General features: G+C 35.8%; 7 protein-coding genes. 1 reads left to right on the top strand and 6 read right to left on the bottom strand.

Annotated elements, in window-relative coordinates; translation table 11 throughout:
• Window positions 1-21 precede the first annotated feature (21 nt).
• The gene (locus tag ABI657_RS04510) at window positions 22-555 is read right to left on the bottom strand and encodes a UpxY family transcription antiterminator (RefSeq protein ID WP_348096052.1); all 534 of its coding nucleotides are present in this window, start codon (window positions 553-555) and stop codon (window positions 22-24) included.
• A 274-nt stretch (window positions 556-829) separates the two neighbouring features.
• Window positions 830-1,516 carry a hypothetical protein gene (locus ABI657_RS04505; RefSeq protein ID WP_348096051.1) on the bottom strand — a complete coding sequence of 229 codons (687 nt, stop codon included), beginning with the start codon at window positions 1,514-1,516 and terminating at the stop codon, window positions 830-832.
• 255 nt (window positions 1,517-1,771) lie between these two features.
• On the opposite strand from ABI657_RS04505, the gene ABI657_RS04500 reads away from it, so the two are divergent.
• Window positions 1,772-2,530: a helix-turn-helix transcriptional regulator gene (locus ABI657_RS04500; RefSeq protein WP_348096050.1), complete on the top strand. Its 759-nt coding sequence runs from the start codon at window positions 1,772-1,774 to the stop codon at window positions 2,528-2,530.
• Window position 2,531: 1 nt separating this feature from the next.
• Here the strand turns inward: ABI657_RS04500 and ABI657_RS04495 are convergent, their stop codons facing one another.
• From ABI657_RS04495 to ABI657_RS04480, 4 genes are all read right to left on the bottom strand, one after another.
• Complete coding sequence (locus ABI657_RS04495) at window positions 2,532-3,293, bottom strand: ThiF family adenylyltransferase (RefSeq protein WP_348096049.1); 762 nt, start codon at window positions 3,291-3,293, stop codon at window positions 2,532-2,534.
• Window positions 3,294-3,614: 321 nt separating this feature from the next.
• Entirely contained in the window at window positions 3,615-10,085 is a 6,471-nt protein-coding gene (locus ABI657_RS04490; protein WP_348096048.1) for an amino acid adenylation domain-containing protein, read from the bottom strand.
• Window positions 10,082-15,022 (bottom strand): condensation domain-containing protein, encoded by a 4,941-nt coding sequence (locus ABI657_RS04485; RefSeq protein WP_348096047.1) that lies wholly within the window; start codon window positions 15,020-15,022, stop codon window positions 10,082-10,084. Before ABI657_RS04485 ends, ABI657_RS04490 begins: the two co-directional genes overlap by 4 nt.
• A 63-nt stretch (window positions 15,023-15,085) precedes the next feature.
• A partial coding sequence (locus ABI657_RS04480) for an amino acid adenylation domain-containing protein (protein ID WP_348096046.1) occupies window positions 15,086-18,414 on the bottom strand: 3,329 nt, incomplete at its 5' end.

Raw genomic sequence — 18,414 nt, 5'->3', positions numbered from 1 at the left:
ATACGGCCGCTTACAGATTAGTTATGCTTTTGCAAAAACGTTTTCGGCCGGAGCGGATAAATAAGACAATGGAACGATTGCCGATATATTTTGGCGTAAAGAACGTAGTCTAACACTAATTCTGTTTTGATTGTCGATTCTGAAAACTTCACATTCAAGACCCGATAATTCGCCGTGCTCTATTTTAACATGCTCTCCAATTTTAGGAAGTGCTGTCATAAGCTGAACGTCACTTATTTCTTTTCCTTCAACAAAAAGCTTTATCTGAGAGATCTCACTGTCCGAAACAAGTCCATATTCACCACCAAAAGACAAATAAGAACAGCCACTGTCTACAGTTAAAACATCGTGAAAATCCTTGTTTGATTTGATGTTCACAAAAACATAACTTGGAAATAAAGGAACCTGGATTTTTTTGGTTCGGTCACTCCATTTTCTGATGCTTGTTGCCATTGGAAGAAATGCTTCAATGCTTTTTTCCGTTAACTCTCTGTATACTTTACTTTCATGTCTGTATTTCACATAAAGAACATGCCAACCGTGTTTTCTTTCCATAATTGCAAGTTTTTCGTGAAAGGATATAGCTGCGCTGTAACCAGTCACATGGTTAATTATTTAGAAAAATGTTTTTTTTAAACGGGTAACTTAAAAAGGTAATAAGGGTAATCGTATTTTAATTTAATTCTTAAAAAGACTATTTTTATGTAGAAGTAATTTTCCTGTAAAACAACTTTCTTTTTAAGAGCTTCATAAAAATCAAGGAGCTATAAACGAATAACTTAACTGATTTTCACTGAAGTAAACTTACAATACAAAATAGCACTTCTTACTACACCAAAGTGTAGTTGAGCGTATCTGTACTAAATACTACCTTATTGGGTAGTTTATAGTTTTCGCCCGAAAGCACAATGTTTTTTTGAGTTGAAACCATATGCTTATTTTCGTTATAAAAATCAATCAACCCATGATATGATATACTTACAGGAATGTTGTCGCAACCCAGATACTCTCTTGACTTACCGACAGTTTTAGCTTTAATGCCCAGAAGTCTTAACACACGAAGCATTTCTGCATCTATCTCGGCAAAGGCAATATTATCTTTATGGGCACAAACCGGAGCAATGGCACAAACCAACAATTTTTTAAGGAGGTTGGTATCCTGAATTCCTTTTTTAATGGCAAGACGGCCAATGTGCCAGATGTCATTAATAGCCTCACCTTCGATGCATAGAAAAGGATTTACTCCATAGCTTTTTTGAATTGGAAGCGGACTGATAAAGTCCCATCTTAATACTCGTATCGTTCCTATCAATTCGTCAAGTTCATTTTTGAAAATGAATATTTTTGAATTCTTCAGCAATTCCATCTCTTCATGATAAACAGCATCAATATCTTTTTGACAGGTATTTGAAAATGCTTTTATATGAGGATTTAAATTTTCTGTTATCACAAATTTTGACATCAAGAAAATTTCATTTTGACTAATTTCGAATAAAGGGCTATTTTTGAGTATCATGATGGTCGTTTTTAGTACCTCAAAGCTATCAACTCAACTTATCTTTTTTATTACACAAAATGCTAGTTTTTATAAACTCTACCAAAGCTATACTTTAGGGTAGTTCACAGGGATTGAATTATTAAAAAGGGATTTCAAAAAAGCATAATTGGCTGTCATATGGAAATGAAGTTAAATTCGCATAGATTTTAAAAAAAAATCAACAGCATATCTACAATTTTCCCTATATTCATACTATACTAAAAATATTAGGATATGGTAATTGAAAACGACTTTTTTTCATCTAACAATACAGTGCAAAAAATTTCTGAAGATGAAGCACTTAAACTGGCCAATTATTTAGAACTTGTCAAAGCGTTTGCCAGAACAACTTACAGCAGTATCTACATTATAGATTACGAAAAAAAAGGATTTGAATATGTCTCTGAAAACCCACTTTTTCTGTGTGGCCATACACCGGAAGAGGTGCAGGAACTGGGCTATGCCTTTTACTTTAAGTATGTAATAAAAGAAGATCTGGACTTACTCTTGAAGATTAATACGATAGGATTTGATTTCTATCAAAATATTCCCCTGGAAGAGCGAATATATCATACTATTTCATATGATTTTCGGTTGAAGAATCCGAGTGGAAAAACCTTTTTGGTCAATCAAAAACTGACTCCCGTTTTTTTAACCAATGACGGTAAAATCTGGAAGTCAATTTGTATCATTTCACTTTCCTCAGAACTGCAGTCCGGGAACATTAAAATTTATAAAAAAGGAGAAAATAAAATCTTTAACTATGACCTGGAAGGAGATTTTTGGAAAACATCTGAAAAGATAGTACTTACCAGCCGTGAAAAAGAGGTTTTGCAATATTCTATTAGAGGATTTACGATTGCCAACATGGCCGAGAGCATGTTTGTCTCGGCAGATACAATCAAATTTCATAAAAGAAAACTGTTTACTAAATTAGGTGTAGGCAATATTGCCGAAGCAATAGCGTACGCCACCAGTAACAAATTGATTTAATTTATACTTCCTGGTCTATAATAGTGGACAAATAAAATTCTGGAAATTTTTTAAACTTTTTACCGGTAGCAATATTATAAAGCAAATGCGTACATACCGCAGCTACTGACCATGATGCAATAGACAATTGTGGCGGAGGTAATGGTTTGTCCTCATTTCTGTATTTTTCGATAATATCGTCAATCCATTGTTGTGGATTTCCCCAAAATCTCATATAACTCGAGGCGTATTCTACCAGGGTTACCTCATTAAATGTTTCATTGGAACTTGCTATTGCATTTAACAGAAGACCATCTTTGGCAATTACCGTAACAAGACTCCCCCACCCTATGTTGTACGGATGTATGATTGGTATGTCTAATTTTTGGCAGGCCGTATCAAATATCAGCGGTACGGGAGATGAAAAATCCAGTGCATTAATGGCTGCTTTATGTCCTTTAATATGATCGCCAACATTTTCAACTGTTAAGAAAAAATCGAGACAGTTGATTTGGGCATTTTTATTAATGGATTTCAATCGTCTGGCTATGGCGTCTACCTTATTTGTATCGACATCATCTTCAGTATAATTTTGTCTGTTTAAATTGGAGCGTTCCACCTGATCACCATCTACAATCGTAATTTTTTCAAAACCAAAACGAAGTGCACACTCGGCAATTACACTGCCAATACCACTTCCTGCTAACAAAATTGGAAAGTTTTTTATAATTTCTTGTTCCTCTTCAGTTAAGTAAAGTCTGTTTCTTGAATATCGATCTTCCATAAGTTAATTTTTAAGTCAAAATTAAACATAAACCACTATTATCTTTTTAACCAAAAGGGTAGTCTTACTATTTAATCTTCCCGGATTAATAATTTTTAAAAAAAATATAGGTTATACTCCAACTAACGAAATTGTTGACGTTTAATATGACCGTAGGTTTTTTAAAATTTGTCCGCCTATTTAACAACTCTTTTTCATGAAATTTATTTCAGAAATATAATGATAATATAAGAAGAATCCTCAGAAAACAAAAAAACAGTTAGAAGAATAAATCTCGTAACTGTTGTTAAATTTCACTCATGAAAGCCTTTCAATACTACTTTAAAAAACCAATTCTTCTCCTGCAACAGATGAAATAAGCTGTTGGTTGTTGAGGATCTCTATAGATTCAATATAGCGTACTAAATTTGAAATGGTAGGTTCCTTGTAGAGTTCTTTAAGTTCAATTTTAATATTGAACTCTTTTTGAATTTTAGAAATCACATTCATTGCCTTTAAGCTATGTCCGCCAAGAGCAAAAAAGCTGTCTTCAATACCTATCTTATCTCTTTTTAGTATTTCCTGCCAAATTGCAACCATCTTTTTTTCCAGATCTGTCGTTGCAGGTATGTAGTTAACAATATCATTAAATTGTTCATTATCAATATTAGGTAATGCTCTGGTATCTACTTTTCCGTTGGTCGTCACGGGCATGGCATCCAAATAAATAAAGTAAGTTGGCACCATGTATTCTGCTAATGTTCTGCCTAAACGCTTTTTTAAGACCGCAGGCTCTATATCTTCCTCGCAGACAATGTAGGCGGTAATGTATTTTTCACCCTGAATTTCCTTAACCAGCACAACAGCTTCCTTAATTTCTTCCAGTTCCTGCAGTGCGACTTCTATTTCTCCAAGTTCTATACGATACCCCCTGAGTTTGATCTGGTTGTCTATCCTTCCCATAAATTGGATGTTTCCATCCGGAAGCCATTTAGCCAAATCTCCGGTTTTATAAAGTTTACTTGTTGTAGCTAAAGGATGTGTTATAAATTTTTCCTGTGTTAACTCAGGGCTATTCAAATAACCTCTGGCAAGACTTGCACCTGCCAAATGTAACTCACCAACAACCCCCTGAGGCACCAGGAGTCCGTTCTTATCCAGCATATAAACTTGTACATTTTCAACCGGCTTACCAATAGGAACTAATCCTGAATCTTCCTTATTTACCTTATAATGCGTACTTATAACTCCGTTTTCTGTGGGTCCGTAATTATTATAGATTTTAATTTTCTCGTGAAAATCTGTTACAATAAGAGCCTCACCACCTACCATGATTTTTAATGACTGTTGCAACTGTGCACTATTTTGTACCATATCCTTATACATTACCGTGGGTATAAAGGCCTGAGTAATTTTATAAGTATTAAAAAAAGTCACCAGATCTTCTGGTCTTAAGCGAATTTCTTCAGGAATAGGATACAGACATCCTCCATTGATAAGGGTTGGAAACAATTCCCATACAGATGCATCAAAACCTATACTAGCATATAAGGAGCATCTGCTATCTTTTGTAATGTCGTATGTTTTCTGATGCCAATAACATAAATTAAGCAACGACTTATGCTCTGCCATAACTCCTTTGGGCCTACCTGTAGAGCCGGAAGTATATATTACATAGGCAAGATTAGATGATCTTAAAGCAGGATTAGTATACTCTGACAGCACAGTTTGTTTTTTAAATGTATCTATAAAATTGTCATCAATTGTTAGCACACAATTACTGTTACTTTTTATATAAGAGATACGAGCCTCAGGATAATTGAGATCAATAGGCACGTAGGCAGCTCCCGTTTTAAGGATAGCCAGTACTGCGATGACATACCAACTGCTTTTTTCAAGCATGATACCTACCATATCTTCCAACTGTACAGCATGCGTGTTCTTTATATAATTTGCCATATAACCGGAGAGTTGGTCCAGTTCTGCATAGGTCATTTTTGTATCCTTATATACCAGAGCTAAAGCATGTGGTGCTTTTTGAGCCTGTTTTTGAAACAGTTTTATAAAATGATCTTCCTGAGGATAGTCTAATACATAGTCGTTAAGCGTATGAATCAAATGCAATTCTTCTGCTTTTGAAATATAAACCAAATCTGAAATCAATTGATTTGGATTTTTAAGAATGGCATCCCAAAGTTGTTTGTAGTGATTCATAAGATTCTGTACCATAAACGGATCATAAATAGCACTGTTATAGATTACCTCAAAAAGTAAACCTTGTCCCTTTTCCTGAAAGTTTACTTCTAAATCAAATTTTGCAGCTGCTTCGCCTAAATCTTCAATTGTGCTCTTGCTTTCTTTTGACACGATTGTATCAACATCAGTAGCATTTATATTCTGCAAAGAAAGTATCACATCAAAAACAGCGTTTCTTGAGGTTTGATGATGGATAGTCAGGTCATTCACTAACTGATCAAATGGATACATTTGATGGTTGTAGGCTTTTAAGGTTTGTTCTTTTACTTTTTTATAAAAGGAAAGAAAGGAGACTTCTGGCATTACCTCGTTTCTCAATGCAATGGTATTTACATAGAAACCAATTTGATCCAGAAGGTCAATGTGATTTCTTCCAGCAATGGGTGTTCCTATAATTATATCGCGTTCGCTGGTATATTTATGTACTAAAACTTTAAACACGGCTAATAAAGCCATAAATAAACTTCCGCCATATTCTGCTGTAAGCCCCTTAATGGCCGCAGTCTGTTCTGCAGAAAGATACGTTCTAAAACGATGTCCATCTGAGGTTTTTACAAGAGGTCGGCTTTGCTGGGTTGGCAAATCAATTACCGGAAGCGTCCCGCTAAGAACTTCTTTCCAAAAATCTTTATCCAGTTGTCTTGATTCGTCTTCCAATTGCATTTGTTGCCAGTTTGCATATTCTTTATATTGTATTTTTAGCGGCTGCAAATTAACAGTGGTATTATGCTGAAAAGCATCATAAAAGGCTAAGACATCCTTGTACAGCACCTCCATAGACCATCCATCACTTATAATATGATGCATGCTGTAATGAAAAGCATATTTTAAATCGTCTACCTGAAAGATACTGGCCCTGATTAATGGACCTTGCTCTAAATCGAACGGGCAAAGTATATCTTCTTTTCTATAAGAGTTAATTTTACGTTCTTTATCCTCATCATCTTTGATAATTATAAATGGTATCTCCAGATAAAAACAATCATTAGGAATAATTACCTGGCGCACCTCTCCCACTTCATCTTTCTTAAAAACGGTTCGCAATATTTCATGCCTTTTTACTGTGGCATAAATAGCTTGCTTGAGAACGGCAATATCATACTGCCCTTCTAATATTAAATGAAAAGACATATTGTACATATTGCCGGCTGTATCAAGCTGATTAAGGGTCCATAATCTCTTTTGACCTGCAGAGAGCGCGTAACTGGTACTGTCTTCGACAACGGGAATAGCGTGAAATTCTGAGTAGGTACTTTCTTCTAAAAGTAAAATGTGGTCTTCCAGAATGGGATTTTGAAAAATGGCTTCTAAGGTAAGCTTCACATTAAAAGTTCTTCGATATTCTTCTATTAACCGCGCAACTTTAAGACTGTGGCCTCCCAATTCAAAAAAGTTATCGGTCACGCTTACCTGTGATTTTTGCAGAATGTTGGACCAAATTCGCGTAATGGCTTCTTCTTTGCCATTTCGCGGTGCTGTATAACTTTCGACATTAGACAAACTGGCAGCTTCCGGATCCGGAAGCGATTTTTTATCTACTTTACCATTGGTTGTTAAATTGAATTTTTCTACTTGTACAAAATACGAGGGCAACATGTAAACTGCTAATTTTTTTCTTAATTCATTTCTCAATTCACTAACATTCAGAGCAATTCCGGACACCATATAAGCAATGATCTCTTTTTCGCCGTTTTTGTTTTTTCGAACCATAACAACAGCATCATCGATATTCTCAGCACTTAATAATGCATTTTCTATTTCTCCGAGTTCAATACGATGTCCTCTGATTTTTATCTGATCATCCTTACGTCCAATACATTCAATATCGCCGTTAACCATCCACTTTCCGATATCACCAGTTTTATAAATTATGGCTCCCTCGACAAGTGGATGTTTTACAAACTTACTTGCTGTGAGTTCAGGACTGTTGATATAACCCTCCGCAAGACCTTCTCCACCTACACATATTTCACCGGCTACTCCTATGGGAACCAATTTATTTTGAGCATCCAGAATATAACAGGTACTGTTTGCAACAGGTCGGCCAACAGAAATTGTTTTATCATGATCGCCAATACTTTCAATAGGATAAAACGTAGAAAAAACGGTATTCTCGGTTGGACCGTAAACATTAATAAGATTAACCGTTGGATGTGCTACTTTAAATCTTCTGGCATGTTTAACCGAGGCTGGCTCACCTCCAAACATTATATATTTTACCTGACCTAATGCCGGTAACTCTGCCTCTACAATGCTATTAAAAAGCGCCGTAGTCATAAAGAAGCAACTAATAGTATTGCTGACAATTAAATCATTGAATTTATGAAGATCAAGAAAAATACTTTTATCAGCGATCACAAGTTTTGATCCGTTTAAAAGCGGCATAAAAATATCAAATGTTGAGCCGTCAAATGCAAAATTCGAAAGTCCTAAAACGGTATGCGAAGTGACATCCAGGAAATTGGTATTCATTACCAGTCGCAAAATTGATTTTTGGTTTATCAGCACTCCTTTTGGTTTGCCTGTAGACCCTGACGTATACATAATATAGGCAAGCGGATTTTCTACCCGAATAAAACTAAAATCAGCGCTTTCTATTTCTTTGCTGCGTGCTGCAAATCTCTCAACTTCTTGCCTGTTGACACAACAAGTGCTTCCAGAATCAGCTTTTATAAAGTCTATTTTATCCTGCGGCAGTTCTGAATCAATAGGAACATAAACTGCCCCTAATTTTAATATACTTAACAAAGCTACTACGAACCATTGATTGCGCTCCAGTTGAATGGCGACCTTGTCATTTGGACTGATTTGGCAGGTCTCCTGCAGATGTTGAGCAAATTGGTTTGAAAGTGCATTTAATTCTCCATATGTGAGGATTTGGTCTTCATACACAATTGCAATGGCGTCCGGAGATTCTTCTACCCTTTTCTCAAATACTTCAGGAATGGATAGTGAATGTGGATAGGGTGCTGCCGTCCTGTTGAAATCAAGCAGTAATTGCTGCTCTTCCTCTTCTGTTATATAATAGATTTCAGTAAGAGCAATATCAGGATTATTTAATGCTGCTTTCCATAATTTTTTATAATGCAATATCATTCTCTTCATACTGGCGTGATCGTATACCGCTGTGTTAAAAGTAATATCAAAACATAAGTTATTACCCACTTCTGCAAAACTTAATTCTACATCGCACTTCGACGCTTTAACGCCAAGATCTTCTATTTCTTTGCATGAAAAGTTCTCTTCATTGTCTGTAATTTGACTTCCTGCATTTTGCAAGACCAATAAAACATCAAAAATGGCATTTCTTCCGACATTTCTTTTGATATCCAAATCTTCAACAATACGATCAAAAGGATATGCCTGATGATTGTATGATTCTATTGTACGCTCTTTGATTTGCTTGTACAGGGTTCTAAATGTCATTTCAGGATCTACTGTATTTCGCAACGCAATCGTGTTTACATAAAATCCAATTTGGTTGAATACATCGGCGTGATTTCTTCCTGCTGTCGGACTTCCTATAATAATATCCTGTTCGCCGGAATATTTATGAAATAATATATTCCAAACCGCTAATAATGCTGTAAAAAGGCTGCCACCGTTTTCTGTAGAAAAATTTTTGATGTTTTTGGTGGCTTTTTCAGAAAAATAGCTTCTATAGGCATGCCCTTCATAACTCATAACTGCCGGACGCGCGATTTCAGAAGGTAAGTCCAATTCCGGCAAATCACCAGACAACTCTTTCGCCCAGTAATTTTTAGAAATTAGACTCGACTCACTGTTGATTTGTCCTAATTGCCAATTGGCAAAATCTTTGTATTGAATCCTGAGCGGTTCTATTTGCAATGGCGTTTCATTAACGTAAGCGTTGTAAAAACTAAGAACATCCTGCGATAATAGGTTCATAGACCATCCATCACTAATAATATGATGCAGGTTATAATAAAAAACGTAGCGATCGTCTTCTGTTTGTAATAAACTGGCTCTTAATAAAGGTCCGTGTTCCAAATCAAAAGGTTTAAAAACATCAGTGGCTATATAATCTTTTACCTCTTGTACTTTATTAGCCGAATTTCTATAATCAATATAGGTTACATTAAATACAAATTCTTCCTCTGGAATTACAACCTGACGAACTTCTCCTATTTCATTGGTTTTAAATACTGTTCGCAAGATTTCATGACGTTTTATGACATCTTGTATTGCCTGGTTAAAATAGACAATATCATAACTCCCTTCTAATTCAATATCATAAGGCATATTATAAGTACTTGCACCAGACTCAAATTGACTTAGCGTCCATATTCTTTGCTGACCAAAAGAAAGGGCATAATCTGCTGCTGCTGCAAGAGGAACAATTGCCTTTGCAGCGTCTTCATTTTTATTTAAAGTACCTGTATCTACTAAGTATTTCGTAATGCGTTCTTTATGCTGCTTAATTTCTGACAATAGCTCCGGGGCTATTTCCTCAACTTTTCCAAAAATTTTTAGTTTACCATCGATGATTTCCAGTGCAATTCCTGCCGCTGTTATTTTATGTAATAATTCAATCATAACTCTATCTCTTTAAGTGATTCTTTTTCAGATTTTATTTTTTCCTGATCTTCTATAAACTTAATTTGTGCTGCCAGATATTCAATTGTAGGGGACATAAATAAATTTTTAATGTTTATGTCGACATTAAAAGTTCGGTTTATTTTTGATAGAAGCCTGGTTCCTTTTATGCTGTGGCCTCCAAGTTCAAAGAAATCATCGCGTACTCCGATCATTTCCCTTTCCAGAACTTCTTCCCAAATACCAACTAATTCTTTTTCGATAGCATTTCGGGGTGCCACATATGCTACTTTAGTAGAGATTCCATTTGTCAGAGGGTCAGGCAAAGACTTATAATCGATTTTTCCGTTAGGAAGAGCCGGAAAATTATCCAACTGTACAAAATAAGCAGGAATCATATATTCCGGCAGATTTTTTTTTAGCAATGTTCTCAGGTCCTGTACATCTTCTTCTTCTGTAGAGATAAAATAGGCAGCAAGTTCATTTTCCTTAGATCTGTCATTCTCAACCACAGTAATTACAGCCTGGGCTATCTCACGCTTTCTGAGTAACGAATTTTCAATCTCACCCAGCTCAACACGATTGCCTCTAATTTTGACCTGATGATCTTTTCTCCCCATAAACTCAATATTTCCATCATCCCATTTTCGGCCTAAATCTCCTGTCCTGAACAGGCGTTCACCGTGCAAAAAGGGATTGTCAATAAATTTGAGAGCAAACTCTTCTGAAGTGTTGGTATAACCCGCAGAAACGCAATCGCCACTAATACAAATCTCACCGATAACTCCTGTTGGTAAAACATTTAAAAAATCATCGAGTATATATACCTTTACATTCTCTATCGGCTTTCCAATAAAAATATTTTCACTTTGAATAATCTCCTGAGACTCGTTTGGTCTGTTCTCTACAAAAGCAGCTATGCTCAGTTGTTCTTCAAGCAATGCCTGTAAAGTTTCTCTTGTTGTGTAGGGATTCATGAAAACGGTACGGAACAGGAGATGTCTTTGCGTATTTTCTTTTTTCTTGATCTGTGTGTAGGATACAAAAGAATTTCCTCTTTTAAATTGTTCCTTCTGAATCTTTAGATTTATTTCGTTTATGAATTCTAAATCGTGATCTGTCAGCTGTTTCTTGCCTCTGTATTCTCTAGGTAAATAGCGGTAGAGTACAATATTTAAGTCTGGTTTATAAGCCAGCTCAAAATCCGGATGATTGGCAATCTCTCTGGCGAAAAATTGGGCTGTATTGTAATTGTGTCTGATAACCTGCGCAAAGCCTTCTTTTCCAAAAATTTTAAATACGGCATGTAAAGCAAAGCTCATGAAATTTTTAGAACCCTCTATTGTAAATTTACCTAAGTCATAACTGCCTTTTCTGGCTTGATAATGTGTATTATTTTCTGAAGAATTGACAAAATTGGGATCTTTAAAAACACAAACACTCAAACCTATTGGGATGTACAATTGCTTATGGGCGCAAATAGACACAGAATCTGCCAGTTCTATACCTTTCATTTTTAACCTCAAATTGTCATCGGTTAAAAAGCTGCCTCCAAAAGCCGCGTCGACATGATAATGGACTTTTTGTGAATTTGCTACTTTTCCCAGTACATCAAGTGGATCTATGTTACCGGACTCCGTTGTTCCCGCAATACCGACTAAGCCTAAGATAAGCGTTTTTTCACTACGCAATTTTACAATTAGCGACTCTATTTCTTTTTCAATTGTTTGCGAATCTTTACCTTCATAATCCATTGAAATGAAAGCATCTGTCCCCAAACCTAAAAGCTTCAATGCTTTTCCGAATGAATAATGGCACCAATCTGAGCCCAGTAAAACTACTCTATCATAGTTATATGCTTTTAAACCAGCGATCAATCCTTCTTTTTTAATACCGCCAAACCCTTCTTTTGGCTGCAACACACTATTTAAGGAATAGCTCAATGCCATTAGATTAGACATGGTACCTCCATTGGTAATGACTCCCAGTGACTGGTCAGGTGCCTGAACAAATTCATTATAGAAATCAGCACTATTTGTATATACCAAATTATGAAAGATTCCGATAACTTGTTTTTCGATCAAAGTAGCCACCATTGAAGTCTCTATCTTAACCTGATTTTGATTTAAAGCAACGATCAACGCATTCATTTCCCTGATAATTTTTGGGATAGGGCTCGTCATATGCCCAATAAATGCCGAATTGCTAACATTTATTATGTTGGGAAGCACGGTCGTTTCAATAAATTTAAGATATGAATCAGTATTGCATTGAGAGTCCAGATTCACATCTTTGAAATCATCGCGGTCTAAAAGAAATTGAAGTTCTTCAGCTACAATTTTTTTCGACACATCGTGTTTTGTAATCAGACGTTCTATTTTTTGATCTGATGTAGCATCAAAAAGTGCAAAATCCTTATACAGATTATACTGTTCATAGGTGTCATAATAAGTAGCATCTGCCGTTACTTCGGTAGAACCATATATGTTCATTAATTTTACATCTCCCCTTTGATGTACTGCGTAAAAGTGCTGTACATCGCTTTTTTTTAATGCTGCTCCGCTGCTAATCCAGACTTTAAGTTGTGTTAATTTCTCCTTGCATAATTCAGGATATGCCAGCATTGCCCTTAAAAGTGAAGGTACCAACACAATACGGCTGACTTTTTTGTCGCTTAAGCTTTTTATAAAACCTTCGACATTCAGGATATCGGTTTTTTGAAAAAACACTAAGGGAATTCCTTTTAATAATGGCCCGTATATTTCCCAAATATGATCTACAAAGCTGATAGCCGTTTTTGCACAACATACTTCATTTTCCTTAAACGGATAATTATTCCACATCCAGTAAAGCCTGTTGCATACACTTTCTGATTTTATCAATATGCCTTTTGGATTTCCTGTAGATCCGGAAGTGTAAATTAGAAACTCAATGTCATTATTGTAGGCTGGACTTGCTTTTACCACTTTTCTTCCTTTGTAATTAAAAGAATTCATTTCAATCAAAAAATCTTTATTAATAATCGTGGCGCTTTCACTGTCTTCTTTTATAAAATCAATCCTGCTTTGAGGTGTATCAAGGTCAATAGGTACATAAATTGCCCCGATTTTTTTGACTGCTAAAAGCACGGCCAGAAGATTTTCGTCGTGTGGAAGTGTAACGATAATCCTGTCGCCGTACTGCACATTAAATACAGACGTCAGATAAAATGCAAAGTTGTTTGCGATCTCATTCAGGTCTGAATAGGAGATTGTTTTATCCCTATAAATAACGGCAATATTATCTGGTGTTTTTTCTGCCTGAGCCTCAAATAAACTGATGATATCTTGTCCTTTGGGATAGGAAACTCCTGTATCATTAGATCCGTATAACTGTTCTTTTTTCTCTTCCTGCGAAAGGAACTCAATTTTAGATACTTCTTTTTCCGGATCGTCAAAAATATTTTGAAGCAATTCCTTAAAATGATTGGTGAATTTTTTGATAAATTCAGTATCATAAATATCGGTATTGTACTCTACTATCAACTTGAGGTAACCTGCTATTATCTCAAACGTAAAGTCGATGTCAAATTTTGGATTTGATGTTCCCAAATCAATAATCTCCGGAAGTTTTTCTTCTTCTAATTTTAGATTGTTATTCTCATTGTCGAAATTTTGAAATACCATCATAATATCAAAAAATGAATTACGGGAAGTACTGTGTGTTTTTTGCGTATCCTCAACAAGCCTGTCAAATGGATAAGATTGATGGGTATAAGCCTGAAGTGTATTTTGTTTTACTGTATTAAAAAAGCTTGTAAAATTATCCGTGGCTGCAATTTTATTGCGCAATGCAAGAGTGTTGGTGTAAAATCCAATTTGATTTTTCAAATCGGCATGTTCTCTTCCTGCAATGGGAGATCCAATAACAATATCACTAATATTTGTATATCTGTAAATCAGGATATTTAAGGCCGATAATAACCCCATAAAAGGTGTTCCGCCTTGTTGTTTGCAATACAATTCAAGCTTCTCTACGATATCTTTGGAGATAAAAGTGCCTATTTTATGTCCATTATTGGTTTTAAACAATGGGCGTTTTTTGGTGCTTGGCAAATCAATAGTTGGGATACTTTCACTGAGAAGTTCCTTCCAGTACGATTGGCTTATTTTATAAGAATCTGTATCGAGCTGCGAAAGCTGCCAGCTCGCATAATCCTTATACTGAATTTTTAATTCCGGTAAGTCGAGCTCTTTATTATTTGTATAATGGTCATAAAAAGCAAAAACATCATTCGATATAATATTCATCGACCAGCCATCGGTAATAATATGATGCATATTAAAATAAAAAGTATAGCTGTCATCTGTCATTTGCAATAATGCAGCCCTGATGAGAGGTCCTTTTTCTAAATCGAATTTCAACTGATTGTCCTCTTCAATATATAAATTGATTGCTGATGCCGCTTCATCTGCTAAAGACCTAAAGTCCTTATATTGAAATTTAAAATCGAGATCTTCCTTTGTAAGAATATATTGTTCTACAGTTCCAGAATTGTTTTCCTTAAATACTGTCCTTAATATTTCGTGACGATCAATCGTTGCCAGAATTGCTTTTTTAAAATTTTCAATGTTATATGTTCCGTTTAGAACTATTTGCGATGGCATGTTGTAGGCAACGGTACCATCTTCAAACTGACTAAGCACCCATAATCGGCGTTGCGCATCAGAAATAGGATAACTAGAAAGGGTAGAAACTCTTGGTATTTCTGTATACGTATCAGCATTCAGAAAAGAGCGTAGATAATCTTTCAGATGATCTTTATTTTCTCTAATAAGCGTAATCGTTTCGGTATCTATTTCATCCCTGAGTTGTGAAATTTCCAGATTATCACCCAATAATGCAACACCAATGCCGCGTGCTCTTAAATCTTTTACTAAATAAGCGATATTCTCCATAACTATTTTTATTATTTGTAGGATCTATAATTGTACAAACCTTATTACTAAATCTTTTTTCTTTTAAATCACAATTCTTTTGACTGTATCTGTTCTTTGAATTTCTTTTAACCATATCGAGTTTTCGATTTCCATGGCTAAAAAGTTAACTGTCGGATTGGCGAATATTTTCTCTATATTAATTTTTGTATTAAAGGTTTGATGTACGATGTACAAAAGTTTGGTGGCATGAAGACTATTTCCGCCTAATTCAAAAAAATTGTCTGTAATACCAATTCTTTCCAATCCCAATATGCTCTGCCATATCGTAACCAATTGCTCTTCTGTTTCATTTGCAGGAGCCACATACTCATGCTGAATTACATCGTCTGTACTCACTGGCGACAGTGCATTTTTATCGATTTTGCCATTTGGTGTGAGAGGCAACTTGTCCAGAAATACAAAATAACCAGGTATCATATATTCGGGAAGTTCATTTTTGAGGGATAATCGAAGCTCTTGTTTGTCTACCAAAACAGAGCTCACCAGATAAGCAACAATAGCCTGTTGTCCGTTAACCGTTGCCGTTATCACAGATGAATGGTCAATTCCCGACTGAGCTGACAATACATGTTCAATTTCACCTAGTTCTATGCGATGTCCCCTGATTTTTACCTGACTATCTTTTCTGCCCAGACACGCTATCGTACCATCAGGAAGCCATTTGCCTAAATCTCCTGTTCTGTAAAGTTTTCTGTTTTCAATAAATGGATTTGCAATAAATTTTTCTGCTGTTAATTCCGGCTGATACAAATATCCTCTCGATAGTCCGTCGCCGGAAATACAAATTTCCCCAATCACACCAATGGGTTGCAGGGCCAAATCATCCGAAAGAATATAAAACTGGGTGTTGTCTATGGCTTTTCCAACTGGAACTGAACCCTCATACAATCCTTCAACCCTGTAATAACTGCTGTAAGTCGTATCTTCTGAGGGTCCGTACAAATTTCTGAGGGCAATGCCCGAATCCTTAAAATGATTGGCAATGCTTACCGGAAAAGCTTCCCCTGCAAGATTAATCCCCACGGCATTCTCAAATGAAATTCCTTTGTCTATAAGAGCGTGAACTACAGAAGGAACCGTATTGATCAGGACATTTTTGTTGTGATGTATGTAATCTGCTATTGCTAATCCATTGGGTAATAAGCGAATTTGTTTTCCGATACTCAGGGGATAGAAAAACTCATATACCGATAAATCAAAACAATGGGAAGTGACTGCATACAGTATATCAAAATCAGTATCGCTAAACTCCCTTTGCGACCAGTACAGCATTGCCGAGGCATTTTTATGGGTAATCATAACGCCTTTTGGCTTGCCGGTCGAGCCGGAAGTGTATATAATGTAGGCCAGATTATCTGAATTAATACAAATTTGCGGAAGTGATTTGGATATCGTATTCGATTGTTTAAAAGCAGAAATGACATCCTGGTCGATCGTTACCTTGCACTTGCTGTCCTCCTCAATATAGGCAATACGTTGCGCCGGATAATTGGGATCAATTGGAACATAAGCGCAGCCAGCTTTTAAAACCGCCAATAAAGAAATTGGCAGCCATTCAGTCCGATCTAATTTTACACCTACCAAATCTTCTTTATCCAGACTATAATTGCTTAACAAATAATGGGATAATGCGTTAGACAATTCGTCCAGTTCTTTATAGGTAAAACTTTTCGAGTCGGTTACCAAGGCAATATTTTGTGGCGTTTTCACCACTTGATTTACAAATAAATCTACCATCGTACCAGACGGATATTCGCATGCTGTATCATTAAAAGCATACAACAATTGCGATTTCTCATCAATACCTAAATAATTAAGGGTGGTGATTTTTTGGGTGGGATGTGCGATAGCTTCCCCAAGGAAATTATCAAAATGGGAAATCAGGCGTTCTGCAAAATCAAGGTCATAAATATCAGTATTGTACTCTAGCTGAAGCGATAACTGACCCTGCTTTTCTGAAAATATAAAGCTTAAGTCGAACTGGCTAACCTTTCTCTTGTAACCTTTATAGGGTTTTAATGAGAGATTCTGCAACTGCAGATTATCCGATTCAAATAAATCCTGTTGATTTTGCAGTACAACCAAAACATCAAAAAGAGCAGATCTGCCTGTATCTCTTCCTAAACCTAATTCTTCTACCAGATTATCGAGCGGATAATCCTGATGCGAATAGGCATTCAGTAAAGTTTCTTTTTGAATGACCAATAAGGCTTCAAAACTTGATGCCGGTTCGAAACTGGTTCGTATGGCAAGGGTGTTTAAATACAATCCTATTTGGTTTTCTAAATCACTATGTTCTCTACCTGCTATTGGAGTACCCAGAATAATATCACTGCTGTTGGTATATCGCGACAAAAGTCCGTTTACCGCAGCCATTAAAACCATAAAAGGACTCGAATCATTCTTTTCTGAAAACAATTTTAAATTGAAAGTTGCATCTTTGGGAAAATCATAGCGAACCGAATTTCCATTATACGTTCTAATTTTTGGTCTCATTTTGCTTGAAGGAAGTTCCAGTACCGGAATAGAACCGCTGAAAATATCAAGCCAATAAGCTGCTGAGCGTTTTAATTTAGAAATCTGATGTTCACTGTTCATCCAGGTGGCATAATCCTTATACTGAATAGTAAGTACGGGCAGATGTGTTTTTTTTGCCTGAACCAAATCATTATATATAGTTATAAATTCCTTAGCTAATATGCCAATTGACCAGCCATCACTAATAATGTGATGCATATTGAAAAGCAGGATATGTCTATTTTCTGATAATTTGATCAAATGCAAACGTATTAAGGGTGCCTCTTCTAAATCGAACACACGCTTATAGCTATCAACAACCCTTTTTTCCAAAGTTGCTTTTTGATCTTTCATTTCACTACAGTCAAAATAATCAATTTTACAATCCACAGAAGAAGCCTCTAGAATAAATTGACGCACTTCTCCCTGATCATTTCTTTTAAAGAATGTTCGCAAAATTTCATGTCTGGATATGACTGCCTGAAACGCCTGAGATAGTTTTCCTGAATCGACAATACCTTCCAGTTCAAATGAACCTGGAATATTATACGCCACATTACCTCCTTTAAATTGGCTCAACACCCACAATCGGTGCTGCGAGGAGGTTAAAACATAGCTTTGCTGGTATTCTGCAACTGGTATGGAAATAAAAGAGGAAGCTTTCAATTTGGATATAATCCCTGAAATGGTAGGATTTAAAAACACTTCTTTTACACCAATTTGATATCCTAACTGGCTTTTGATCTTGTTTACTAATAAGTTCACCTTTAAACTATGACCGCCCAACTCAAAAAAGTTGTCTGTAACACCTACTTTTTCCAATCCCAATATAT

Origin of the sequence: Flavobacterium sp. (genome assembly GCF_039930565.1) — a bacterium.
Lineage (GTDB): Bacteria > Bacteroidota > Bacteroidia > Flavobacteriales > Flavobacteriaceae > Flavobacterium.
This window is presented reverse-complemented; position numbering and strand designations above follow the sequence as displayed.

Coding starts and splice junctions, on each gene's coding strand:
- ABI657_RS04485 (WP_348096047.1), bottom strand. CDS start 15,022: ATGGAGAATATCGCTTATTTAGTAAAAGATTTAAGAGCACGCGGCATT.
- ABI657_RS04495 (WP_348096049.1), bottom strand. CDS start 3,293: ATGGAAGATCGATATTCAAGAAACAGACTTTACTTAACTGAAGAGGAA.
- ABI657_RS04505 (WP_348096051.1), bottom strand. CDS start 1,516: ATGATACTCAAAAATAGCCCTTTATTCGAAATTAGTCAAAATGAAATT.
- ABI657_RS04490 (WP_348096048.1), bottom strand. CDS start 10,085: ATGATTGAATTATTACATAAAATAACAGCGGCAGGAATTGCACTGGAA.
- ABI657_RS04500 (WP_348096050.1), top strand. CDS start 1,772: ATGGTAATTGAAAACGACTTTTTTTCATCTAACAATACAGTGCAAAAA.
- ABI657_RS04510 (WP_348096052.1), bottom strand. CDS start 555: ATGGAAAGAAAACACGGTTGGCATGTTCTTTATGTGAAATACAGACAT.